Source organism: Serpentinimonas sp. SSL01, assembly GCF_056323735.1.
Genome location: NZ_CM150487.1, coordinates 1,473,392 through 1,495,359 on the forward strand (window position 1 = coordinate 1,473,392; position 21,968 = coordinate 1,495,359).

General features: G+C 67.6%; 23 protein-coding genes. 1 reads left to right on the forward strand and 22 read right to left on the reverse strand.

Annotation, left to right across the window (positions count from 1 at the left end; translation table 11 throughout):
- Positions 1-18: 18 nt before the first annotated feature.
- The 16 genes from hflC to ACVMK0_RS07020 form a co-directional block, all read right to left on the reverse strand.
- On the reverse strand, positions 19-912 hold the full coding sequence (gene hflC, locus ACVMK0_RS06945) for a protease modulator HflC (protein WP_476464658.1): 894 nt from the start codon (positions 910-912) through the stop codon (positions 19-21).
- 20 nt (positions 913-932) lie between these two features.
- Positions 933-2,342 (reverse strand): FtsH protease activity modulator HflK, encoded by a 1,410-nt coding sequence (gene hflK / locus ACVMK0_RS06950; protein WP_476463364.1) that lies wholly within the window; start codon positions 2,340-2,342, stop codon positions 933-935.
- Between the two features lie 76 nt (positions 2,343-2,418).
- Positions 2,419-3,510 carry a GTPase HflX gene (hflX, locus tag ACVMK0_RS06955; protein WP_476463365.1) on the reverse strand — a complete coding sequence of 364 codons (1,092 nt, stop codon included), beginning with the start codon at positions 3,508-3,510 and terminating at the stop codon, positions 2,419-2,421.
- A 141-nt stretch (positions 3,511-3,651) separates the two neighbouring features.
- Positions 3,652-3,897, reverse strand: a complete 246-nt coding sequence (gene hfq / locus ACVMK0_RS06960; RefSeq protein WP_045535909.1) for an RNA chaperone Hfq — start codon at positions 3,895-3,897, stop codon at positions 3,652-3,654.
- 81 nt (positions 3,898-3,978) lie between these two features.
- Positions 3,979-5,328 carry a ribosome biogenesis GTPase Der gene (gene der, locus ACVMK0_RS06965; RefSeq protein ID WP_476463366.1) on the reverse strand — a complete coding sequence of 450 codons (1,350 nt, stop codon included), beginning with the start codon at positions 5,326-5,328 and terminating at the stop codon, positions 3,979-3,981.
- On the reverse strand, positions 5,325-6,500 hold the full coding sequence (bamB, locus tag ACVMK0_RS06970) for an outer membrane protein assembly factor BamB (protein ID WP_231851176.1): 1,176 nt from the start codon (positions 6,498-6,500) through the stop codon (positions 5,325-5,327). Before bamB ends, der begins: the two co-directional genes overlap by 4 nt.
- Before the next feature lie 13 nt (positions 6,501-6,513).
- Positions 6,514-7,248: a YfgM family protein gene (locus ACVMK0_RS06975; RefSeq protein WP_476463367.1), complete on the reverse strand. Its 735-nt coding sequence runs from the start codon at positions 7,246-7,248 to the stop codon at positions 6,514-6,516.
- A 131-nt stretch (positions 7,249-7,379) separates the two neighbouring features.
- A complete protein-coding gene (hisS, locus tag ACVMK0_RS06980; protein ID WP_476463368.1) occupies positions 7,380-8,675 on the reverse strand; it encodes a histidine--tRNA ligase in 1,296 nt (431 codons plus the stop codon).
- Entirely contained in the window at positions 8,668-9,903 is a 1,236-nt protein-coding gene (gene ispG, locus ACVMK0_RS06985) for a flavodoxin-dependent (E)-4-hydroxy-3-methylbut-2-enyl-diphosphate synthase (protein WP_284738173.1), read from the reverse strand. Before ispG ends, hisS begins: the two co-directional genes overlap by 8 nt.
- Before the next feature lie 54 nt (positions 9,904-9,957).
- Positions 9,958-10,890 (reverse strand): helix-turn-helix domain-containing protein, encoded by a 933-nt coding sequence (locus ACVMK0_RS06990; protein ID WP_476463369.1) that lies wholly within the window; start codon positions 10,888-10,890, stop codon positions 9,958-9,960.
- On the reverse strand, positions 10,883-11,707 hold the full coding sequence (gene pilW, locus ACVMK0_RS06995) for a type IV pilus biogenesis/stability protein PilW (protein WP_045535914.1): 825 nt from the start codon (positions 11,705-11,707) through the stop codon (positions 10,883-10,885). Before pilW ends, ACVMK0_RS06990 begins: the two co-directional genes overlap by 8 nt.
- The gene (gene rlmN / locus ACVMK0_RS07000; RefSeq protein ID WP_082027287.1) at positions 11,704-12,900 is read right to left on the reverse strand and encodes a dual-specificity RNA methyltransferase RlmN; all 1,197 of its coding nucleotides are present in this window, start codon (positions 12,898-12,900) and stop codon (positions 11,704-11,706) included. The genes pilW and rlmN overlap by 4 nt, the downstream gene beginning before the upstream one ends.
- Before the next feature lie 7 nt (positions 12,901-12,907).
- Positions 12,908-13,333 carry a nucleoside-diphosphate kinase gene (gene ndk, locus ACVMK0_RS07005; protein WP_250960173.1) on the reverse strand — a complete coding sequence of 142 codons (426 nt, stop codon included), beginning with the start codon at positions 13,331-13,333 and terminating at the stop codon, positions 12,908-12,910.
- A 62-nt stretch (positions 13,334-13,395) separates the two neighbouring features.
- Complete coding sequence (locus ACVMK0_RS07010; protein WP_476463370.1) at positions 13,396-14,841, reverse strand: pseudouridine synthase; 1,446 nt, start codon at positions 14,839-14,841, stop codon at positions 13,396-13,398.
- Positions 14,838-15,413 (reverse strand): SMC-Scp complex subunit ScpB, encoded by a 576-nt coding sequence (gene scpB, locus ACVMK0_RS07015; protein WP_349496539.1) that lies wholly within the window; start codon positions 15,411-15,413, stop codon positions 14,838-14,840. The genes ACVMK0_RS07010 and scpB overlap by 4 nt, the downstream gene beginning before the upstream one ends.
- Positions 15,410-16,456, reverse strand: a complete 1,047-nt coding sequence (locus ACVMK0_RS07020; RefSeq protein WP_250960171.1) for an RluA family pseudouridine synthase — start codon at positions 16,454-16,456, stop codon at positions 15,410-15,412. The genes scpB and ACVMK0_RS07020 overlap by 4 nt, the downstream gene beginning before the upstream one ends.
- Positions 16,457-16,489: 33 nt before the next feature.
- Here ACVMK0_RS07020 and ACVMK0_RS07025 point away from each other — a divergent pair, with 33 nt between their 5' ends.
- Positions 16,490-17,329 carry an outer membrane protein assembly factor BamD gene (locus ACVMK0_RS07025; protein ID WP_045537797.1) on the forward strand — a complete coding sequence of 280 codons (840 nt, stop codon included), beginning with the start codon at positions 16,490-16,492 and terminating at the stop codon, positions 17,327-17,329.
- 40 nt (positions 17,330-17,369) lie between these two features.
- Here the strand turns inward: ACVMK0_RS07025 and ACVMK0_RS07030 are convergent, their stop codons facing one another.
- From ACVMK0_RS07030 to rpsF, 6 genes are all read right to left on the reverse strand, one after another.
- On the reverse strand, positions 17,370-18,611 hold the full coding sequence (locus ACVMK0_RS07030; RefSeq protein ID WP_045535917.1) for an ATP-binding protein: 1,242 nt from the start codon (positions 18,609-18,611) through the stop codon (positions 17,370-17,372).
- A 156-nt stretch (positions 18,612-18,767) separates the two neighbouring features.
- Positions 18,768-20,321, reverse strand: coding sequence for an FGGY-family carbohydrate kinase (locus ACVMK0_RS07035; RefSeq protein WP_476463371.1), 1,554 nt, complete (start codon positions 20,319-20,321; stop codon positions 18,768-18,770).
- A 137-nt stretch (positions 20,322-20,458) separates the two neighbouring features.
- Positions 20,459-20,911, reverse strand: a complete 453-nt coding sequence (gene rplI / locus ACVMK0_RS07040; protein ID WP_045535919.1) for a 50S ribosomal protein L9 — start codon at positions 20,909-20,911, stop codon at positions 20,459-20,461.
- A gap of 19 nt (positions 20,912-20,930) precedes the next feature.
- Positions 20,931-21,212, reverse strand: a complete 282-nt coding sequence (rpsR, locus tag ACVMK0_RS07045; protein WP_045535920.1) for a 30S ribosomal protein S18 — start codon at positions 21,210-21,212, stop codon at positions 20,931-20,933.
- Between the two features lie 12 nt (positions 21,213-21,224).
- Positions 21,225-21,572, reverse strand: a complete 348-nt coding sequence (gene priB / locus ACVMK0_RS07050) for a primosomal replication protein N (protein WP_338056264.1) — start codon at positions 21,570-21,572, stop codon at positions 21,225-21,227.
- Between the two features lie 24 nt (positions 21,573-21,596).
- Complete coding sequence (gene rpsF, locus ACVMK0_RS07055) at positions 21,597-21,959, reverse strand: 30S ribosomal protein S6 (protein WP_045535921.1); 363 nt, start codon at positions 21,957-21,959, stop codon at positions 21,597-21,599.
- Between the last annotated feature and the right edge of the window lie 9 nt (positions 21,960-21,968).

The following is a 21,968-nucleotide window of genomic DNA, read 5'->3' on the forward strand; positions in this document are numbered from 1 at the left end:
TGCGCCTAGGCCCGTGCATCAGCGCCCCGCCGCCGGCACGTTGCCGCGCATGACGCGGAAGAACTCGGAGCTCGTGTCCAGCACCATCAAATCGGTGCGGTTTCTGAAGCTGGCGCGGTAGGCCTCGAGGCTGCGGTAGAACTGGGCGAAGGCCGGGTCGCGGCTGAAGGCGTCGCTGTAGATGCGCGAGGCTTGGGCGTCGCCCTGGCCTTTGAGCTTTTGCGCTTCGCGGAAGGCCTCGGCCAGCAGTTCCTCGCGCTGGCGGTCGGCGTCGGCGCGGATCTGCTCGCCTTCGGCAAAACCGGTGGCGCGCAGCTCGTTGGCCACGCGGCGGCGCTCGGCGATCATGCGGTCAAAGACCGAGCGCGTGATGGTTTCGGCGTAATCCACGCGCGTGATGCGCACGTCGATCACGTCCATGCCCCAAGGCTGTTCGGCGCCGCGCACGGCCGCCAGCACGTCGCGCTTGACGTCGGCCATGACCTCTTCGCGCCGGGTCGAGAGCAGCTCGCGCACCGTGCGCCGGTTCACCTGCTCTTGGAAGGCGTTGCGCACCACGCGGTTGAGTTGGGCGGCGCCGGCGCGCTCGTCGAGCCCGACGTTGCGGATGAAAGCCGAGGGGTCGGAGATGCGCCAGCGCACGAACCAGTCGATCACCACCCGTTGGCGCTCGGCGGTGAGCATGGGCTCGGTATCGACACTCTCGAGCGTGAGCAGGCGCCGGTCGATATAGACCACGTTTTGAAACGGCGGCGGCAGCTTGAAGTTGAGCCCAGGTTCGATCACCACGCGCTGGATTTGACCGAGCTGATAGACCACGCCAAACTGGCGCTGGTCAACCACGAACAGCATCGAACTCCCGACCCCGAGCAACACGAGGAAGGAGACCAGAATCAGACCAATTTTGTTCATCATGGCAGTGTGTCGTCGCTTTAGCGGGCGCGCTGGGCGTCACGGGCGCGCGGGTCGGGCGCTGGTGCGGCGGGTGCTGGAGTTGGAGCGGCGGGCAGCGCCGCAGCCGCGCCGGCCAGCGGTGCCGCCACGGCGGCTTGCTGGATCAGCCGATCGAGCGGCAGGTGCAGCAGGTTGTTGTTGTTGCGCGAGTCGATCAGCACCTTGGTGACGTTGCTGAACACCTCTTGCATGGTCTCAAGGTACAGCCGGTCGCGCGTGACTTGGGGTGCGCGCGCGTGCTCGGCTTGCACCAGGCGGAAGCGCGCGGCATCACCCTCAGCGCGCGCCACCACGCGCACCTTGTGGCCTTGGGCTTCTTCCATCAGGCGTGCGGCGGCACCGCGGGCGCGTGGGATCACGTCGTTGGCGTAGGCTTCGGCCTCGTTGCGCGCGCGTTCGCGCTCTTGGCCGGCCACCAGCACGTCGTCGAAAGCGGCTTGCACCTGCTCTGGCGGGCGCACGCCGCCTTGTTGCAGGTTGACGGCCACCACCTCGACCCCGACCTGGGCGCGGTCGAGCAGGCTTTGCATCAGGGCACGCACGCGCGGCGCGATCTGGTCGCGCTCTTCGACCAGGGCTTGGTCCATGGTCATGCTGCCGACCACTTCGCGCACCGAGGTCTCGGCGGCGCGCAGCACGGCGTTGTCGGGGTCGCGGCTGTTGAACAGAAAGGCGCGCGCGTCGTTGAGGCGGTACTGCACCGCAAAGCGGATTTCGACGATGTTCTCATCGAGCGTGAGCATGCCCGAATCGCGCAGGCCGGTGGCCGGCACGATGTCCTCGCGCCCGACATCGACCGAGCGAATGGTGGTGACGAACACGGTTTCGTGGCGCTGAATCGGCGCCGGCAGGCGCCAGTTGAAGCCCGCGCCCACGGTGCTGTGGTAGCGCCCGAACTGGGTCACCACGGCTTGCTGGCCCTCTTGCACGATGAAGAAACCCGAGCCGAGCCAGAGCACCAGCAACACGCCGCTCACCATGCCGGCGACCATGCCTGCCCCCTTGGGGGTGGGGGCCTTGAAGCCCGGCATGCCGCCGCCGCCACCACCAGAGCCCATACCAGCGCCGCCAGGGCGTTTGCCGCCGCCAAAAAGCCCATTGAGCTTGCGGTTGAAGTCGCGCCAGATTTCGTCTAGGTCGGGCGGGCCTTGGTTGGGGCCTTTGGGCCGGCCTTGCCACGGGCGTGGATCGGGCTGCTGCTCGTCGCCACGGCGGTCGTCGGGGCGGTCGTCGTGGCTGGGATCGGGCCGGTGAGAGGAGTCACGCGAGCCATCGGATGCACCGGGTTTGGCGTCGTCGTCGCGGCCCCAACGCGGGTCGTTGAGGTTGAACATGCCCCGCACGCGGCTCCACCAAGGAGAGCGCAGGGGCAAGGGGTGGCTATTCATGGATGGTGGCTGTTGTTAAGTCGAACAAAACGCTATTGTGCCCAAACCGGGCCACACGCCGCGCGTGGGTACCGCATTAAACCATTTCTTGCACAGCGGCCGGCAAGGTCGCCTGCAGGCGCTGCGCCAGCAAGCCGCGCAAGGCGTCCAGCCCTTGGCCAGTTTGGGCACTGAGAAAGATTCGAGCCACTGACAGGCCGTCTAGTTCCATCGAATCGACGCTTTGCTGCGGCAAACGCTCGGGGGCCAGGGCATCGATCTTGTTGTAAACCAGCACCTGCTCGATGCCGTCGGCCCCGATCTCGTGCAGCACCTGTTGCACGTTGGCGATCTGCTCGAGGTGGGCCGGGTTGGCGCAATCCACCACGTGCAGCAGCAGGTCGGCCTCGCAAGCCTCTTGCAGGGTGGCGGCAAAGGCATTGACGAGCGCGTGCGGCAGGTCGCGGATGAAACCCACGGTGTCGGACAGCGACAGGCTGCGCCCGGCCTCGCTCAGGTAGAGCTGGCGCGTGGTGGTGTCGAGGGTGGCAAAGAGCTGGTCGGCGGCGTAGGCGCGCGCCTTGACCAGCGCATTGAAGAGCGACGATTTGCCAGCGTTGGTGTAGCCCACCAGCGAGACCTTGAAGGTGCCGCTGCGGTCGCGCTGGCGGCGCTGGGTGTTGCGCTGGCGCTTGACGCGCTCGAGGCGCTCGCGCGTGCGCTTAATGGCCTCGCCGATCATGCGCCGATCGAGCTCGATCTGGGTCTCACCGGGGCCGCCGCGCAGCCCGATGCCACCGCTTTGGCGCTCGAGGTGCGACCAGCGCCGCACCAGCCGGGTGCTGAGGTACTGCAAGCGCGCCAGCTCGACTTGCAGCTTGCCTTCGTGGCTGCGCGCGCGTTGGGCGAAGATCTCGAGGATCAGCAGCACGCGGTCGTTGACGGCCAGCTCCATGTGCCGCTCGAGGTTGCGCTGCTGCGCCGGGCTCAGGGCTTGGTCGAACAGGATTTCTAGCGCCCCGTGGGCCAGCGCCAGGGCCTTGATCTCGTCGGCTTTGCCTGAGCCTATGTACAGCGCCGGGTCGGGGGCGCGGCGTTTGCACACCACCCGGTCCAGCACGCGGTAGCCAGCCGTGCGGGCCAGCTCGCTGAGTTCGAGCAGTTCGGCGTCGAAGTGGGGCTGCCCCATATCGACACCCACCAAAACCACGCCGGGCTGCGCGCTGGCGGAGCCGGTTTTGCTTGGGCTAAATTCGGCAGGAGCGCGCAAACGGTCTTGCCCCGAGGGGGCGGCGTCAGGCGCAGGCAGGAAGGGAACTGGATTCAGCTTTCAGGCCTCATCGGTCGGCGCGCTGGCCGAGAACTGCACCGGACGCCCCGGCACGATAGTGGAAATGGCGTGCTTGTAGACCATCTGCGTCACGGTGTTGCGCAGCAGCACCACGTACTGATCAAAGGATTCGATCTGCCCCTGCAGCTTGATGCCGTTGATGAGGTAGATGGACACCGGAACGTGCTCGCGGCGGAGCTGGTTCAGAAATGGGTCCTGCAAGAGTTGGCCTTTGTTGTTGCTCACGATATGTTCCGTGTTCAATGTAAAGTTTCGGAAAGGAAGAAGATACCACAACCGAGGGCGCTTGGGGCGCGCGCCGGGTTTTTATTGCTCGGCATAGGGGTTGGCAGCGGTTTTGAACTCGATGCGCAGCGGCGTGCCCACCAGATCGAAGGCCTTGCGAAAGCGCCCTTCCAGAAAGCGCCGGTAGCTCTCGGACACGCCTTCGAGCGAATTGCCGTGGATCACCACCACCGGCGGGTTCATGCCGCCTTGGTGCGCGTAGCGCATTTTGGGCCGGTACATGCCGCTGCGCTTGGGCGCTTGCAGGGCCACCGATTCCTGCAAAATGCGTGTGAGCAGCGGCGTCGGCATTTTTTTGTGGGCCGAGGCGTGGGCCTGCGCGATCGCCGGCCACAGCGGCGCCAGCCCTTGGCGCTTGAGCGCCGAAATGGTGTGCATCGAGGCAAACTTGAGGAAAGCCAAGCGGCTCTCGATCGAGCGCTGCAACTGCTGGCGCTGGTAGCTGTCGAGGGCGTCCCATTTGTTGAGCGCCACCACCACCGCACGGCCACAGTCGAGCGCAAAACCGGCGATGTGCGCGTCTTGCTCGGTCACGCCCTGGCTGGCGTCGAGCAGCAGCAGCACCACGTGCGCGCCCTCGATCGCCTGCAGCGTTTTGACGACCGAGAACTTTTCCACCGCCTCGAACACCCGGCCCTTGCGCCGCAGCCCGGCGGTGTCGATGAGCTCGAACTTTTGCCCGTTGCGCTCAAAGGGCACGGCAATCGCGTCGCGCGTGGTGCCGGGCTGGTCGAAGGCCACCAGCCGCTCTTCGCCCAGCCAGGCGTTGATGAGGGTGGATTTGCCCACGTTGGGGCGTCCGGCCACGGCCAGCCGGATCACGCCGTCGGCCTCGGCGTCGGCCTCTGATGCGGCGCTTGGCTCAGCGGGGGCGGCAGCGGCCAGTCGGTCGAGTGCTGCCTCGACCATGTCGCGCACGCCCTGCCCGTGCGCCGCCGAGACCGGCAGCACCTCGCCCAAGCCGAGCTCGTAGAACTCGCTCCACTGCGCCTGCCCTTGCATGCCCTCGGCCTTGTTGGCCACCAGCAGGCAGGGTTTGGCGAGCTTGCGCAGGTAGTCGGCGATGTCGTGGTCTTGGGCGCTCAGGCCGGCGCGGGCGTCGAGCACGAACAGCACCACGTCGGCTTCGGCCACCGCCTGCCGGGTCTGCTTGGCCATTTCGCGGTAGATGCCGGCCTCGGCCCGGGGCTCAAAACCGCCGGTGTCGATGACGATGAACTCGCGCTTGCCCAGCCGCGCGCTGCCGTAGTGGCGGTCGCGTGTCAGGCCAGGCAGGTCGGCGACGATGGCGTCGCGCGTTTTGGTCAGGCGGTTGTAGAGCGTCGATTTGCCGACGTTGGGCCGCCCGACCAGCGCCAGCACCGGCTTCATTGCGGCCGCCAAGCGTAAACGCCGCCGTTGCGCGTCACCGCCACCAGCGTGTTGCCCAGCAGCAGCGGCCCGGCAACGATGGCCGAGCCGTCGGTGCTCAGGCGGTTGAGCAGGGTGCCGTCGTCGCGCGAGAGCAGGTGCACGAAGCCCTGCGCGTCGCCGACGGCGATCGAGCGCCCTGCGGCCAAGGGGGCCGTGAGGCCGCGGTGCAACAAGGCATCGCTGCTCCAGGCACGCGCCCCGGCGTCGCGGCGCCAGGCCAGCACGCGGCCGTTGCGCTCCACGCCATAGACACGCTCGGCGTCGGCGCTCAGGCCCACGGCACCGTCGGCGGGCTGGGTCCAGACCAAGCGGCCGCTGGCGCCATCGACGCAACCCACCGCCGCTTGGAAGGCACGCACGCACAGCTGATCGCCCACGCGGCCAGTGCGCCCGACCAGATCGACCAAGCGCTCGATTTCGTTCACGCCGCGCGGGGTGGCGATGGCCGCATCCCAGCGGATGCGGCCGTTGAGCGGATCAAAGCCCACCAGCCGCCCACCCAGGCCGACGACCAAGGTGTCGCCCACCGGCAGCAGCACGCCGCTTTGTTGCAGCACCAGCGCTTCGGCGGTGCGGCCACGGTGCTGCCACAGCGGGGCGCCGTTGCGGGCGTCGAAGGCGTGCACACTGCGGTCGTTGGCGAGCACGAACACGCGCTGCCCGGCCACCAGCGGGGCCGTGAGCACCCGCGCCGGCAGACGGGCGCGCCACTGCACCCCGGCGCTGTTGAGCGCCAGCAGTTCGTTGTCCTGCGTCACCACCGCCGCCGTCTGGCCGTCGAAGCCCGCGGCGGCCGACAGGGGTTGCGCCAATTCGACCCGCCAGCGCACCTGACCGTTGGCGCCGTCGAGCGCCAGCACGGCACCGGCGGCGTTGGCCAGCAGCAGCGTCTGGCCATGCACGGCCGGGGTGAGCAGCGGATCGACGGCACCGATGGCCGTGTTCCAGACTTGGGTGGCGGGCTGCAGCGCCACCAGCGGTGCCAGCGGCGTGGGCGCCGGGCGCTCTGGGGCCGAGGAGCAGGCCGCCAAGCTCAGCGCCAAGGCAGCGGCAAGAGAAGCCGCCGCCAAGGGGCGAGCGAGGGAGCGGGGCGCGAAGCGTTGCGACTTGAGCGGGGAGCTTGGGTTCACTGGGGTGTCTCCGTCACTGGGGGGCGACTGGCGTAGCCGGGGCGGCTGAGGCGGCTGGGTTGACCTCGGCGGCAGCAGGGACCGGGGCGGCCGGCGTGGCCGGGGCGGTGGGATCTACTCCCAAGGCGTTGAGCTTGGCCTCGATCACGCGCCGGTAGTCCACGGCCTCGTCCATCGCTGCCCAAGCCTGCTGATACGCCTGCCGGGCGGCGTCGGTCTGGCCTTGGGCCAGCAGCACGTCGCCGCGCCGGTCGGCGGCAAGGGCAGCAAACTCAGGCGGCATGTCGGCGCCCAGGGCTTGCAGCGCGGCCTCGTATTGCCCGGCTTGCAGTTCCAGCGCCGCCAAACGCAGGCGGGCCGCCGCCGCCACCCCGGGGTCGGCAGCGTTGTCGCGCACGAAATGCAGCGCCAAGCGCGCGTCGTCGAGCGCATCGGCTTGCTGCAGAGCGCGCGCCGCCAGCAGGCCGGCGTGGTGGGCCTGCGCGGTGCGCGGCACTTGTTGCTGGATGTCGGCCCAGACCTGGCGCACGCGCTCGGTGTCGTTGGCACCGGCGGCTTCATCCAGCGTCTGGTACAGCACGGCCGCCTCCACGGCCTGCTGGCGCTGCCAGTAGTTCCAGCCGTTCCAGCCGGCAAAGGCCAACAGCACGGCCACCAGCAGCCACGTGATCAGGGTGCCGTACTGGCCCCAGAAGCGCTTGAGCTGGTCGAGTTGTTCTTCTTCGTGCGGGTCAAAGGTTTTCGCCATGGCGGTGGGCTTGCAAAAATTGCGTGTGCAAAAAAATCGGGGCCACACGCTGATGTGTGGCTGGGCTGGGCCTGCTTGAAACCCTGTTCGGTGCCGATTGTAGGCGCTGGCCTGATGGTCAGGCCAGATGGCTAGGCGCGCAGGCGCGCCGCCCACTGCCCGGCTTCGGCCAGCGGCAGCAGGGTCTGCTCGGTGAGGGCCCCCGGGGCGTCGGCGCGCAGCGGCTTGACCGCCACCTGGCCGGCGGCGAGCTCGGCGGCACCAAACACCAGCGCGTAGCGGGCGCCGCTGGCATCGGCTTTTTTGAACTGCGCCTTCATGCTGCTCAGGCCCTCAGGCCCGGCGCCGTGCATCTGCACCGCCAGCCCAGCCGCGCGCAGCTGGCGCAGCAGGGGCAGCACCTGCACCATGGCTTCGGGCTGCGGCACCACGGCGTAGCAGTCGGGCAGCGCTGGCGGCGGCAGCTTGCCCTGGAGCTTCAACAGCTCGAGGATGCGCTCCATGCCCAGCGCCCAGCCCACGGCGGGTGCCGGCTTGCCGCCGATCTGCTCGAGCAGGCCGTCGTAGCGCCCGCCCGCGCACACCGTGCCCTGCGCCCCCAAGGTGTCGGTGACAAACTCGAACACGCTCAGGTTGTAGTAATCGAGCCCGCGCACCAGACGCGGGTTGATGCGGTAGCCGATGCCTTGTGCATCGAGCAGCGCACGCAAGGCGTCGAAGTGGGCCAGCGACTGCGCGCCCAAATAATCGATCAGCTTCGGGGCCGCCTCGATCAGTGCCTGCAGGTCTGGGTTTTTGCTGTCGAGCACGCGCAGCGGGTTGCTGTGCAGGCGCCGGCGCGCGTCGTCGTCGAGCTGCGCGGCGTGCTGCTCGAGGTAGGCGATCAGCGCCTGGCGGTGTGCCAAGCGCTCGGGCGGCTGGCCCAGGCTGTTGAGCTCGAGCCGGATGTCGCTCAGGCCCAGCTGCGCCCACAAATCGGCCGCCATGGCGATGAGCTCGGCATCGACGTCGGGGCCGGCAAAGCCCAGCGCCTCGGCCCCCACCTGGTGAAACTGGCGGTAGCGGCCGCGCTGCGGGCGCTCGTGCCTGAACATCGGCCCCAGGTAGTACAGGCGCTTGGGGCCGTCGTAGAGCTGATTGTGTTCCAGCACCGCACGCACCACGCCGGCGGTGGCCTCGGGGCGCAACGTGAGCTGCTCGCCATTGAGCCGATCCTCGAACGAGTACATCTCTTTTTCGACGATGTCGGTGACTTCGCCCAGGCCGCGCACGAACAGCGCCGTGGGCTCGACGATCGGGGTGCGCACGTTGCGGTAGGCGTAGCGCGCCATCAGCTCGCGCACCTGGGCTTCGAGCCACTCCCAGTGGCCGGAAGCGGGCGCAAAAATATCGTTCATGCCTTTGACGGCACGCAAAAGTTCAGGCATGGGAGGAAAAACGCTGTTCGATGTAGTTTTGTACGATCTGCTGAAACTCGGCCGCAATGCCGTCGCCACGCAGCGTCAGGCGTTTTTCGCCGTCGATATAGACCGGCGCCGCCGGCGCTTCGCCGGTGCCGGGCAGGCTGATGCCGATGTCGGCGTGCTTGCTCTCGCCCGGGCCGTTGACGATGCAGCCCATCACCGCCACCTTGAGGTTTTCCACGCCGGGGTAGCGCTCGCGCCACTGCGGCATGGAGCTGCGCAAATAATCGTCGATCTGTTTGGCCAGATCGAGGAACACGGTGCTGGTGGTGCGGCCGCAGCCGGGGCAGGCGGTGACGCTGGGGACGAAGTTGCGCAGGCCCAGCGCCTGCACGATCTCGAGCGCCACCACCACCTCTTGGGTGCGCGATTCGCCCGGCTGCGGCGTGAGCGAAACCCTGATCGTGTCGCCGATGCCCTGCTGCAGCAGCACGGCCAGCGCCGCCGTCGAGGCCACGGTGCCGCGCACGCCCATGCCAGCCTCGGTCAGCCCCAGGTGCAGCGGGTAGTCGCAGCGCCGGTGCAGCTCTTGGTAGACCGCGATCAGGTCTTGCACGCCGCTGACCTTGCACGAGAGCACGATGTCGCCCGGCGCCATGCCCATGGCCTGCGCCTGCTGCGCCGACTGCAGGGCGGAGCTGATCAGCGCTTCGATCATCACCTGGCGCGGCAGCCACGGCCGGGCGCGGCGCGCGTTTTGGTCCATCAGTTCGGCCAGCAGCTCTTGATCGAGGCTGCCCCAGTTGACGCCGATGCGGATGTGCTTGTCCCAGCGCAGCGCGGCTTCGACCATCTGGGCAAACTGCTTGTCTTTTTTGTCGCCCTTGCCGACGTTGCCGGGGTTGATGCGGTATTTGGACAAAGCCTGCGCCATGTCCGGGTAGTCTTGCAGCAGGCGGTGGCCGTTGTAGTGGAAGTCGCCGATCAGTGGCACCACCACCCCCATGCGGTCGAGCTGCTCGCGGATGTGCGGCACGGCGCGCGCGGCCTCGTCGTTGTTGACCGTGATGCGCACCAGTTCCGAGCCGGCCTGCGCCAGTTCCTTGACCTGGATCGCGGTGGCGATGGCTTCAGCGGTGTCGGTGTTGGTCATCGACTGCACGCGCACCGGCGCGTCGCCACCCAGCGCCACCCGGTGCTCGCCCCAGCGCACGATGCCCTGGTGGGTTTTGCGGCGCGGGATTTCGGGCAGCGGCGGGGGTTCGTCGGCACAGGGCCGGTGGTCGGTGTTCGGGTTCACAGGGCTTTACCTCACTTGCAGGCGCGCGACGTTGTTGCGGCTGACGGCGTTCAGGTCGGCGGCGGCACCGCGCACGTTCACGCGCACGGCGTCGGCGCGGCCGATCACCAGTTGCAGCGGCAAGTCGTCGTTGAAAACCACCGACTCGCCCGGCTGCAGGCTGCGCTGCAACAGCACCCGGCCCGAGGCGCCGATGACTTGCACCCAGGCGGTCTGGTCGGCGCTCAGGCGCAAGACCTCCGGTTGCGTGGCCGGTGCGAGCAGCGGGGCGCTTGCAGCCGTGGGGGCTGCGGGGGCGGGCAAAGGCGCCAGCACAGGCGACGGACGCAGCACGGGCGATGCCGCGGGTGCGGGTGCGGGTGCGGGTGCGGGCGTCGGAGTGAGCTTCGGCACGTCAGGCTGCGCCGCTTGAGGGGCCTGCTGCGTAGCCAGTTGCGGCTCGGCGCCGGCCGGGGCTGGCTCGGGCGCCTGCCGGGGCAGCAGGAACCAGAGGGTGAGCGCGGCCACGAGCAAAAACAGCGCCACCGCCACGGGCGCGCTCAAACGCTGAATCGGGGCGCTGGCTGCACGCGCCAGCACCGTGCTGGCCGTTGCGCTGGGCAAGGGCGTGTGCAGGGCGTTCTCGGGTTCGCCCAAGCGCACCCGGGCCAAGGCGGGCAAGGAGGCCAAAATAGGGCCGGGGTCGGTCTTGAGCACCCGGCACACGCTCGAGGCCAGCGCGCGCGCAAAAGTGGGGTCGGGCAGTTCGTCGTAGCGCCCGGCCTCGAGCGCTTCAAGCTGGCGCACCGGCACTTTGAGCGTGGCCGCCAAAGCCTCAACCCGCAGCCCGGTCCGCTCGCGGGCTTGGCGCAGGGTCAACACCGGTGCACCAGAGGACTCAACCCCCGGGTGCGCCAGCGCAAGACCATCCAATGGCTCCGGGCGTGTCTCGCTACTCATCGAAGGCCCCTCGCTCGTAGGCATTGGCCTGCCGCGAATCGGGGAAGCGGCGTTGCAACTGGCGCGCGAGCTGCTGCGCTGCCTCGCGGTTTTGCAGGCGGTTTTCGATCCGGATCGCCAGCCAGAGCGATTCGGCGTTGGCAAACTCGGTCTGGTTCAGGCGACGCAAATAAAAGCGGGCACGTTCGCTTTCGTTGCGCTGGTGGTGCAGCAGCGCCAAGTTGTAGAGCGTGACCGGCTGCGCGGGGTCGAGCTCAAAGGCGCGCGTCAGGCTCTGGATGGCCACAGCGGCTTGGCCGGCACGCGCCTGGCAGATGCCCTGCACCATCCAGGTGCGCGCTGGCGTGGCATAAGCCGGCGATCGCAGGGCTTGCGCAAACGATTGTTCGGCCTCGGCAAAGCGCTGCTGCTGGCACTGCAGCCAGCCCAGGTTGTGCCAGCTGTCGCCGTCGCGCGGGGCCAGCCGCAGCGCCTGCTGCAAACTCTGCTCGGCCAGCACCGGTTCGTTGAGCTGCATCAGCGCCAGCGCGCGCAGGTTGTGCGCCGCTGCCAGGCTCGGGTCGGCCTGCACCGCGCGGTTGGCTTCCTCGAGCGCCACGGCGGGCTGGTTGTTTTCCAGAAAAGCGGCGGCCAGTTCGAGCCGGATCTGGGCCCGACGCTGCGCCTCGGTGGGCTCGGTGGTGCCTGCGGTCAGCGCAGAGGTCTGGCTGGCGTCGCCAGGGCTGGCGCAGGCCGTCAAGCCCAAGCCCAAGCCGAGCGCCAGCGCCAGCAATGCCGCAGCACGCCACAGAGGGCTTTGGGCTTTGGGTCTGTTCATGAAAGGGCCTCGTTGCGCGGCTGCCAGATGATGGGCTGCACCGAGTCGGTCTGCAACCGCTCGGCCTGCCCTGTGTCGGCCGGTCGCGGGCGCGCCAGCCGCTCGGCTGCCCCGGTGCGGTCTTGCACCTCGCCGGCCAGTTGGCCACAAGCGGCGTCGATGTCGTCGCCGCGGGTCTTGCGCACCGTGGTCACCAGCCCGGCGGCGTTGAGGCGCTGCGCAAACGCCTGCACCCGCGCCCGGCTGGAGCAGCGCAGGCCAGAGCCGGGGAAGGGGTTGAAGGGAATCAGGTTTACCTTGCTCGGCACGCCTTGCCCACGGTGCCCTTGCAGCAGGGCGATCAACTGCTCGGCGTGCGCGTCTTGGTCGTTGACGCCGTCGAGCAGGCAGTATTCAAAGGTGATGAAGTCGCGCGGCGCCCGGGGCAGATAGGCCAAGCAGGCGTCGAGCAGTTCGGCGATCGGGTACTTGCGGTTTAGCGGCACCAGCTCGTCGCGCAGCGCGTCGGTGGGCGCATGCAGCGACACCGCCAGCGCCACCGGGCAGTCGGCGGCCAGGCGCTCGATCATCGGCACCACGCCCGAGGTCGAGACCGTGACGCGCCGGCGCGACAGGCCGTAGGCGTGGTCGTCGAGCATCAGGCGCAGCGCCGGCAGCAGCGCGGCGTAGTTTTGCAGCGGCTCGCCCATGCCCATGAGCACCACATTGCTGATCACGCGCTCGCTCAAACCATGCGCTTGGTGGCCCAACTGACGGCGCAAATAATGCTCGGCAAACCAGAGCTGGGCCACGATTTCGGCCGTGCTTAAATTGCGACTGAAGCCTTGGGCGCCGGTGCTGCAAAAGCGGCAGCCCACGGCGCAGCCGGCTTGGCTCGAGATGCACAGCGTGCCGCGCCCGTCTTCGGGGATGAAAACGGTCTCGACGGCGTTGCCCTCGCCGACGTCGAACAGCCACTTGATGGTGCCGTCGGCCGATTCGTGCTGCGCCAGCACCGGCAGCGCCCGCACTTCGCACAGCCCGGGCAGTTTGTCGCGCAGGCTGCGCGCGAGGTCGGTCATGGCGCCAAAATCGCTGGCGCCGCGCTGGTGGATCCAGCGCAGCAGCTGCACCGCACGAAAGCGCTTTTCCCCCAGCCGCTCGCAGAAGGCGGCCAACCCGTCGAGGTCGAAACCGAGCAAATTGGCCGTCATTGCATGGTCAGCGGGTGTAGACGTTGAGGCCGGCGAAGAAGAACGCCACTTCGGCGGCGGCGGTCTCGGGGCCGTCGGAGCCGTGCACGGCGTTGGCGTCGATGCTGTCGGCGAAGTCGGCGCGGATGGTGCCCGCAGCGGCTTTCTTGGGGTCGGTGGCGCCCATCAGGTCGCGGTTTTTGGCGATCGCGCCCTCGCCTTCGAGCACCTGGATCATCACCGGACCCGAGACCATGAAGTCCACCAAGTCTTTGAAGAAGGGGCGTGCGCGGTGCACATCGTAGAACTGCTCGGCCTCGGCGCGCGAAAGCTGCACCAGCTTGGCCGCCACAACCTTGAGCCCAGCGGCTTCGAAGCGGCTGGTGATCTGGCCGATCACGTTTTTGGCAACGGCGTCGGGTTTGATGATGGAGAGGGTGCGCTCGAGAGCCATGGGATGTCCTGAATGAAATCTTGGGAAGGAAAATGGGTTAAGCGTGGGATTTTAACCCGCTCTCAGCGTGCTGGGCCGGATTTGGGGCCGCGCGGGGCACCGCGTTTGGGGCCGGAACCGGCACCGGGGTTGGATCTTGGGCTGGCACCGGGGCTGGGGCCACCGCGCGCGCTGCTGCGGTCGCTGTTGCGGTCGGTGTTGCGGTCGGTGTTGCGGTCGGTGTTGCGCCCCGTGCGCCCGGTGCGGCCGGTGTTGAGCGGCATGGGCGCGCCATCGACCAATTTGGGCGCACTCGGGCGCGGCCCTTGACTGCGGCCCCGCGAGGGCTGGCGCTTGGGCGGCGCGGGCGGTTGAAACTGGCGCGCGCGCGACTCCAGCGTGCGGTCCATGCCCGTGGCCTCGGTCAGGCGCGCCACGTCGCGCGCGTCGAGTTCCATCCAGACGCCCCGGCGCAGGCCGCGCGGCAGGGTTACGGCACCGTAGCGGATGCGGATCAGGCGGCTCACCGCATGCCCGAGCGATTCGAACATGCGCCGCACCTCGCGGTTGCGGCCTTCGGCTATCGTCACCCGGTACCAGCAGTTGGCCCCGTCGCCGCCACCGTCTTCGAGCGTCTGGAACTGCGCCGGGCCATCTTCGAGCAGCACGCCATCGAGCAGTTTTTGCTTTTCCTCGAGGCTCAACGCGCCCAGCACGCGCACCGCGTATTCGCGCTGCAAGCCAAAGCTGGGGTGCATCAGCAGGTGCGCCAGTTCGCCCGAGTTGGTCAGCAGCAGCAGGCCCTCGGTGTTGATGTCGAGCCGCCCGACCGACTGCCACTTGCCGCTGTAGAGTCGGGGCAGGCGGCGAAACACGGTGGGGCGGTTTTGCGGGTCGTCGTGCGTCACCACCTCACCGGCCGGTTTGTGGTAGGCCAGCACGCGCGGCGGCAGCGGCGCGATGCGCACCTTGATCAGGCGACCGTTGACGCGGATGGCGTCGCCGATCTGGATGCGCTGCCCAACGTGGGCCGGCTCGCCGTTGACCGAGATCTGGCCTTGGGCGATCAGGCGCTCCATCTCGAGCCGCGAACCCAGCCCGGCCTGCGCCAGCACCTTGTGCAGCTTGGGTGCTTCGGCCTCGGGCTCGAGCACCCGCTTGGACGGCGGTGCGGGCTGCTCGGGCTCAGGCGGCAAAGACAAATCGGCATCGAAAGCGCCCGACACCACGGCATCGAAACCCACGGCGTCTGCCAGCGCTGCACCTGCATCTGTTGCACTTGCGTTTGCTGCGTCTAGGCCCGGCGCATCGATGCCTTGCCCATCGACACCCGGCACGGGCGCGTGTACGGCGATCGCTGGCGCGGCCACTTGGGCCTCGCGCGGGCGCACCACCGCGCGGGGCGGCCCCAAGCGTGCCGGCCGGGGGGCGGCGGCCGTTGCCGTGCCCGGGCGCTGCGACGATGCTGGCGGTGCCTTGGGGCCTGCTGGGCGGGCGGATGGGGCTTTGCGTTTGGGTGGTGGGCTCATTGGGGTTGCGATTCAATTAAAACGGGGGCCACGGCAGCGGGCTGCGGCAGCATCGGCTCACCGGCCGCTGGCACAGTGGGCAGATCGGCCAACGAGGGCAGCGCAAGGTCGCGCAAAAACTGGCGCGTGGTGGCGTACAAGGCCGGCCGGCCGGCGCTGGGGCGCTGCCCCACCACCTCGATCCAGCCGCGCGCTTCGAGCTGCTTCAAAATCCCGCTGTGGATGCTCACGCCGCGCAGGTCTTCCATTTCGCCGCGCGTGACCGGTTGCCGGTAGGCCACGATCGCCAAGGTTTCGAGCACGGCGCGGCTGTATTTGGGCGGCTTTTCCGGGCGCAGGCGCTCAAGGTAGGGCCGCACCTGCGCGCGGCTGCGAAAACACCAACCAGCCGCCACCTGAACCAGCTCGAGGCCACGCGGCGCCCAGTGCTGCTGCAAATCATGCAAAGCCGCCTGCAGCGCTTGCGGCGCCACCTCGCCCTCAAAGGCGGCACAGAGCTCGGGCTCCGAAACCGGCTCTGGGGCGCACAACAGCACGGCTTCCAGATACAGCGGCAGGTCGGCGGGGTTCATGGGGTGGCGGGCTCGCTGTCGAGCGACCACAAAGATTCGTCATTGTATTGGAGCTGCGCCGCCGCCAGCGCCTGCATCAGGTCGGGCGGGGCTTCGCTGCGCCAGCACATCCATTCCCCGCTCACCGGATGGCGCAAAGCCAGCTGATGCGCGTGCAAGGCCTGGCGCTGCAAACCCAGCGCCGGCGGGCCGCCATACAGGGTATCGGCCACCAGCGCGTGCCCGGCCCACGCCAAATGCACCCGGATCTGGTGCGTGCGACCGGTGTGCAGCTTGCAACCCAGCAAGCTGCACTGGCTGCCCAGGGCCAGCGGCCGCACATGGGTCAAGGCCGGTTTGGCGCCCGAGTGCTCGGGCCCGAGCACCGCCATGCGCAAGCGCTGGCGCGGGTCGCGCCCGATGGGCTGCTCGATCGTGTGCTGCGGCCCATGCCGCCAAGCCCCGTGCACCAGCGCCAGATAGACCCGGTGCACCTGGCGCAGCGCGATCTGGCGCACCAAGGCATCAAAGCAGGGCTGCGTTTTGGCCACCACCATCAGGCCGCTGGTGTCTTTGTCGAGCCGGTGCACGATGCCTGCACGCGGCAAAGTGGCCGCGCCCGCGTGGTGCGCCAGCAAGCCATTGAGCAAGGTGCCGCTCCAGTGACCGGCCGCCGGATGCACCACCAAACCCACCGGCTTGTTGAGCACCAGCAGGTGCGCGTCCTCATAGACCGGCTGCAGCGCCATGGGCTCGGGCACAAAGGCGCTGGCTTGGGCGGTGGGGCGCAGCTCGATCTCGATGCGGTCGCCCACGCGCACCTTGTGCGCCGGCTTGGTGCACAGGCTGCCGTTGAGCTGCAAGGCCCCCTGCCCGATCAGGTTTTGCAGCCACGCACGTGAAAACGCGGGCAGGCTCGCCACCAGCACCCGGTCGATGCGCTGGCCATGTTCGCCGGCTTCGGCCAGCCAGTGGCGGCACTCGGGCGCGAGCGCCTCAGGGACCTCATCGGCCTCGTAGGCCTCGTCGTTGGGGAGCGGCGTCGATATAATGGGTTTCGTCAATCTTTGGTTCCGCCACGCGAAGGTATGCACACGATGTTTTCGAGCCGATTATCCGCTTTCGCTCCGGCGCGCTTCCGTGCAGGCCGATCCCTGGCGGCGCTGGCCGTTGCGGTTACCCTGCTGAGCGCGTGCGCCAGCGGCCCCACCGCCGACCCGACCGCCGACTGGAGCCCCAACCGCCTGCACGCCGAGGCCATGGCCGAGCGCGACCGCGGCAACTTCGAGCGCGCGATCACGCTGTTTGAGCGGCTCGAAGGCCGCGCCGCCGGCACCATTTTGGCGCAACAGGCCCAGCTCGAGAAAGCCTTCGCCCACTACCGCGCCGGCGAGCAGGCGCAAGCCATCGCCACCCTAGACCGCTTCATGCGCCTGCACCCGGCCAGCCCAGCGCTGGACTACGCGCTCTACCTCAAAGGACTGGTCAACTTCCAAGACAACCTCGGCTTTCTGGGTGCGTTGGCCAGCGTGGATCTGTCGGAACGCGACCAGCGCGCCGCGCGCCAATCGTTCGAGGCCTTTCGCGAACTGGTCGATCGCTTCCCCGAGTCGCGCTACACCCCCGATGCCCAGCTGCGCTTGGCGCACATCGTCAACTCGTTGGCTCAGGCAGAAGTCAACGTGGCCCGCTTCTACCTGAGCCGCGGCGCTTACGTGGCCGCCATCAACCGCGCCCAAGTGGCATTAACCGACTTCCAAGGCGTGCCCGCCGCCGAAGAAGCGCTGTTCATCAAATACCGCGCCTACCAAGCTTTGGGCATGAACGACCTGGCCGCCGACGCGCGCCGCGTGCTCACACTCAACTTCCCCCAGAGCGCCTTCTTGGGCCTAGGCCAGGCACCAGAGCGCGCGGCGTCTTGGTGGCGGTTTTGGTGAGGCGGGGGCGCGCTCCTCAAGGCTGCCCTGCATTTGACTGCTACGCCCCCCACAGCGTAGACATCGGCACCGCCCAGATTCCATCGCCCAAGGGCAGCGTCTCGGCGCCGTCGTACAGCAGCACGCCCAGCTTGAACTGGCTACCGGCGAGGCTGGCGAGCTTCTTGAGCCCACGCAGATCGCTAGGCTTGACGGTGGCGGCAGCCTTGATCTCGACCCCCACCAGTTGCCCAGCGGCATTTTCGATCACCACATCGACTTCGACCTGGTCGGCGTCGCGGTAGTGCAGCAGGCGATAGTCGCCCTCTGCCGTGGTCGTGTGTTTGAGCAGTTCCGCAAAAACAAAGGTCTCGAGCGCGTTGCCAAAGCGCGTGCGGTCTCGCTGCACCTCCTCGGCGCTCAGGTCGAGCAAGGCCGCCAGCAAGCCGGCATCGATGAACTGCAGCTTGGGTGTTTTGGCCACGCGCTTGAGGCGGTTGCGCGCCCATACATCGACGCGCTTGAGCAGGTACATTTGCTCAAACACTCCCAAGTAACGCGCTGCCGTCTTGCCGTCCAAACCGACTTGGGCGCCGAGTTGGGTGTAGTTGCACATCTGGCCCGCCGTCTGTGCCAGGGCGCGCAGAAAGCGCGGCAGCTGATCGAGCTTGTCGATGCCGGCCACGTCGCGTACGTCGCGCAAAATGAGGGCGTCGAGGTACTGGCGCGCCCACGCCCGGCGGCGCTTGGCCGAGGCGCGCGCAACCGCTTCGGGGTAGCCGCCGCGCAGCACTCTCTCCACCAGCTCTAGGCCCAGTGCGGGCCGCTCCACCTTAAGCAACTGCCCCGCAAACGCGCTGTCGATCCAGTTGGCCGAACGCGATTCGATCTCGCTCTGCGACAAAGGCAACAACGACAGGGTTTCCATTCGGCCTGCGAGCGAGTCGGCCACGGTGGGCAGCGCCATCAAGTTGGCCGATCCGGTAAGCAAAAAACGGCCTGGGCGCCGGTCTTCGTCCACGCTTTTTTTGATGGCCAAAAGCAGCTGGGGCGCGCGCTGAACCTCGTCGATCACCGCCCGACCCAAGTTGCGAACCATCCCCACCGGGTCTGCCCGTGCCGACAACCATGTCAGTTCATCGTCCAGTGTGATGTAGTGCAAGCCCTGCCGCGCTGCAATTTGGCGCACCAGCGTCGTCTTGCCGGCCTGTCGCGGCCCGGCCAGCAACACCACCGGCGTGTCGAGCAGCGCTTCAGCGATGCGTGGCTCGATCCAGCGCGGGAAAAGGGATGCCGTGTTCATGCGGGCATGATAACGTAAATCTCGGAAATAATTGCCGTAAACTCCGGAAACAAAAATCGTAAATCTCGGAATCTAGGCGCGCAAATTGCGCACCAACTGGGCATCGAGCCAGAGGAGCTTGAGGGCGCCGCAGGACTCATCCCTTCACTCCCACCCCTAAGGCTTCGGCTTGGTAATGCGCTGAATCTCGCGGTACAGCGGCAGCAGGCGCTCGTACATCTGGCAGTACACGCTGGCGTAGAGTTCGTCGTAGATCTGCCGGTTCTGGGCGTTGGGCTCGAAGCTACGGCCCAAGCGCGTCATGCTGGCCACGGCCGTGGGGAAATCGCGGTGCAGCCCCAGGCCCACGGCGGCGTCGATGGCTGCGCCCAAGCCCGAGGTCTCGTAGACGTGCGGGCGCGCGGTTTGCAGCCCAAACACGTCGGCGGTGAGCTGCATCGCGGCGTCGCTCTGCGAGCCCCCGCCCGAGACCCGCAAGGCCGTGATCGGCACGCCGCTGCGCTGCTCGATGCGCTCTTTGCCCTGACGCAAGGCATAGGCTAGGCCCTCTAGGATGGCGCGGTAAAAATGGGCGCGGTTGTGCACGTCGCTAAAGCCGATCACGGCGCCCTTGGCTTCGGGCCCCGGGTGCTTGAGGCCCGGCGACCAGTAGGGTTGCAGCAGCAGCCCCATGGAGCCGGGCGGCACGGCATCCACCAGTTGGTCAAACAAGTCCTCGGGCAACACGCCCTGCTCGGCGGCGCGCAACTGCTCGGACAGGCCGAACTCTTCCTTGAACCAGTTCACCATCCAGTAGCCGCGGTAGATCTGCACCTCGGTGCTGTAGTAGCCGGGCAAGGCGGCCGGGTACGGGGGGATGAATGAGGTGACCTCGACGTAGCGCTCGCTGGTGGTGTTGATGGTGGCGGTGGTGCCATACGACAGGCAGCCGATGTGCGGCTCCAGGCAGCCGGCGCCGAGCACCTCGCAGGCCTTGTCGGCTGCGGCGGCCAGCAGCGGCAAGCCGGCCGGGATGCCGGTGTCGTGTGCGGCGGCGGCGCTGATCGTGCCCAGTACTGCGCCCGGCGGCAACAGCTTGGGCAGCATGCGCTGGCGGATCGGGGCCAGCGCCTGCCACTTCCAGTCCAGCGCCCCGGCCCAGCGCTGGCGCTTGTAGTCAAAGGGCAGATAGCCAACCTGCGAGCCGCTGGAATCGACAAAATCGCCACACAAGCGGTAGTTCAGGTAGCCCGAGAGCAGCAGATACTTGTGCGTGCGCTGCCAGACCTCGGGCTCGTGGGCGGCGATCCAGTTGGCCTCGGCTTGGCCCAGAAAATAATCGATGGTGTCGTTGACCCCCAGCAAGCCAAAGCCGGCCCGCCACCACCAGCTCAGGCTGGGCACTTGCTCGGTGCGGCGCTGGTCCAGCCAGACCATGGCGGCGCGCAGCGGCTGGCCGTGCCGATCGAGGTTGATGACGGTGCCGCGCTGGGTGGTGACCGCCACCCCCTTGATCGAGTCTTTGGGCACCGGGCAGTGCAACCACAGCCGCTGGCAGGCGCTGCACAGCGCGCGCCAGTAATCTTCCACCGGATACTCGGCCCAGCCCGGCTGCGCCGAAAACCCGGCATTCAAGGGTTCTTGCGCCTTGGCAATCAGGCGGCCCTGCAGATCAAAGAGCAGAGCACGCACGCTTTGCGTGCCGTTGTCGATGGCGAGCAGGTGTTCCAAAGGGAGCAGACTAGGTAATGGTCAAGGCGCAAACGGCAGCCAAAGTACCGTGGAGAATGGCAAGCGGTTGCGCGTGGCACACAAAAAAACCGGCCGAAGCCGGTTTTTATATCACGCCAAAGCCGTGCCGGCCCGCCTTAAGCGGTCTCGCCCAGCACGCTGACGTTGACATCGACCACCACGTCGGTGTGCAAAGCCACCTGCACCGTGTAGTCGCCCACGTTTTTGAGCAGGCCGTTGGGCATGCGCACTTGGGCCTTGTTGACGGCGAAGCCTTGGCGGCCCAGCTCGTCGGCGATGTCGTGGTTGGTGACGGAGCCAAACAGGCGGCCATCGACACCGGCTTTTTGCGATAGCTTCAGGCCCACACCGCCCAGTTTGGCGGCCAGCTCTTGGGCGGCAGCGAGTTTGGCCTCGGCGGCTTTTTCGAGCTCGACGCGGCGCGCCTCGAACTCGGCCACAGCGGCCTGGGTGGCGCGGCGGGCGCGTCCGTTGGGGATGAGGAAGTTGCGGGCGTACCCGTCTTTGACCTTGACCACATCGCCCAAGTTGCCGAGGTTGATGACTTTGTCGAGCAGGATGATTTGCATGATTCGGGGCTCCTGGCGATTAGACGCGGTGCTGGTCGGAGTACGGCAGCAGGGCAAGAAAGCGCGCACGCTTGATCGCCGTGGTCACTTGACGCTGGTAAATGGCGCGGGTGCCGGTGAGGCGGGCCGGAATGATTTTGCCGTTTTCGGCAATGAAGTCGCGCAGCACGTCCACGTCTTTGTAGTCCACCTCGACCACACCGGCGACGGTGAAACGGCAGAACTTTTTGCGCTTGAACAAAAGCGACTGGGTGTTGCGCTTGGGGCGCTTGTCTTTATTGAAACGTTTCGGAGCAGGCATGGTATTGCTTCCTTAAATGAGCTTGAATTCTTGAATGTGCAGCACAAAACCCTTGCCGTTGCGGGCGTGGGCCATGAAGCCGTGTGCGTCGAGCAGCGTCCCCAGCGGGAGCCTGGCCAGCGCCTCGGCCATGAGCCCAAAACCCACCGCTTTCAACTGCAGCGCCACCTGACGCTGCTGCCCCGACTCGATCTGCACCGACTGGTGCTCGAGCAGCGCATCGAGGACAGGAACCGCGGCCGGCGTGTAGCGCAGCGGCTGGGTGCCCACCAAGGTGGCTGTGAGGTGCAGGCGGTTGTGCGAGGGGTTGTGCGGGGGGATTGGAGGCTGTTGGGCTTCGGTCGTCGGCGGGTTGGCCACGGGCAACGGCTGGGGCAGCGCGCCTTAAGCCGCTTCTTGCTGGCTGGACTTGCGCGCCTCTTCGCGCTCAACCGAGCGCATCATGGGCGAAGGGCCGGTGTCGGCCTTCTTGCGCTGCACCACGAGGTGGCGCAACACGGCGTCGTTGAAGCGAAACGCGTGGTCCAGTTCGGCCATCACGGCTTGGCTGGCTTCGATGTTCAGGCACAGGTAGTGCACCTTGGACAACTTGTTGATCTGGTAAGCCATTTGGCGCCGGCCCCAGTCTTCGATGCGGTGGATCACACCGCCGCCAGCGGCGATCATGCCCTTGTAGCGCTCCAGCATGGCGGGCACTTGCTCACTCTGATCCGGGTGGATCAGCATGACGATTTCAAAATGACGCATACACACTCC

Excerpts from the sequence above, each read along its gene's own strand:
- rpsR (WP_045535920.1), bottom strand. The coding sequence starts at position 21,212 with ATGCCTGCTCCGAAACGTTTCAATAAAGACAAGCGCCCCAAGCGCAAC.
- scpB (WP_349496539.1), bottom strand. The coding sequence starts at position 15,413 with ATGAACCCCGCCGACCTGCCGCTGTATCTGGAAGCCGTGCTGTTGTGC.
- ACVMK0_RS07025 (WP_045537797.1), top strand. The coding sequence starts at position 16,490 with ATGTTTTCGAGCCGATTATCCGCTTTCGCTCCGGCGCGCTTCCGTGCA.
- rpsF (WP_045535921.1), bottom strand. The coding sequence starts at position 21,959 with ATGCGTCATTTTGAAATCGTCATGCTGATCCACCCGGATCAGAGTGAG.
- ACVMK0_RS06975 (WP_476463367.1), bottom strand. The coding sequence starts at position 7,248 with ATGGCGAAAACCTTTGACCCGCACGAAGAAGAACAACTCGACCAGCTC.
- hisS (WP_476463368.1), bottom strand. The coding sequence starts at position 8,675 with ATGCCTGAACTTTTGCGTGCCGTCAAAGGCATGAACGATATTTTTGCG.
- ACVMK0_RS06990 (WP_476463369.1), bottom strand. The coding sequence starts at position 10,890 with ATGAGTAGCGAGACACGCCCGGAGCCATTGGATGGTCTTGCGCTGGCG.
- der (WP_476463366.1), bottom strand. The coding sequence starts at position 5,328 with ATGAAGCCGGTGCTGGCGCTGGTCGGGCGGCCCAACGTCGGCAAATCG.
- hflC (WP_476464658.1), bottom strand. The coding sequence starts at position 912 with ATGAACAAAATTGGTCTGATTCTGGTCTCCTTCCTCGTGTTGCTCGGG.
- rlmN (WP_082027287.1), bottom strand. The coding sequence starts at position 12,900 with ATGACGGCCAATTTGCTCGGTTTCGACCTCGACGGGTTGGCCGCCTTC.
- hflX (WP_476463365.1), bottom strand. The coding sequence starts at position 3,510 with ATGGGGCAGCCCCACTTCGACGCCGAACTGCTCGAACTCAGCGAGCTG.
- ACVMK0_RS07010 (WP_476463370.1), bottom strand. The coding sequence starts at position 14,841 with ATGAGCCCACCACCCAAACGCAAAGCCCCATCCGCCCGCCCAGCAGGC.
- ndk (WP_250960173.1), bottom strand. The coding sequence starts at position 13,333 with ATGGCTCTCGAGCGCACCCTCTCCATCATCAAACCCGACGCCGTTGCC.
- rplI (WP_045535919.1), bottom strand. The coding sequence starts at position 20,911 with ATGCAAATCATCCTGCTCGACAAAGTCATCAACCTCGGCAACTTGGGC.
- ACVMK0_RS07030 (WP_045535917.1), bottom strand. The coding sequence starts at position 18,611 with ATGAACACGGCATCCCTTTTCCCGCGCTGGATCGAGCCACGCATCGCT.
- hflK (WP_476463364.1), bottom strand. The coding sequence starts at position 2,342 with ATGAATAGCCACCCCTTGCCCCTGCGCTCTCCTTGGTGGAGCCGCGTG.
- pilW (WP_045535914.1), bottom strand. The coding sequence starts at position 11,707 with ATGAACAGACCCAAAGCCCAAAGCCCTCTGTGGCGTGCTGCGGCATTG.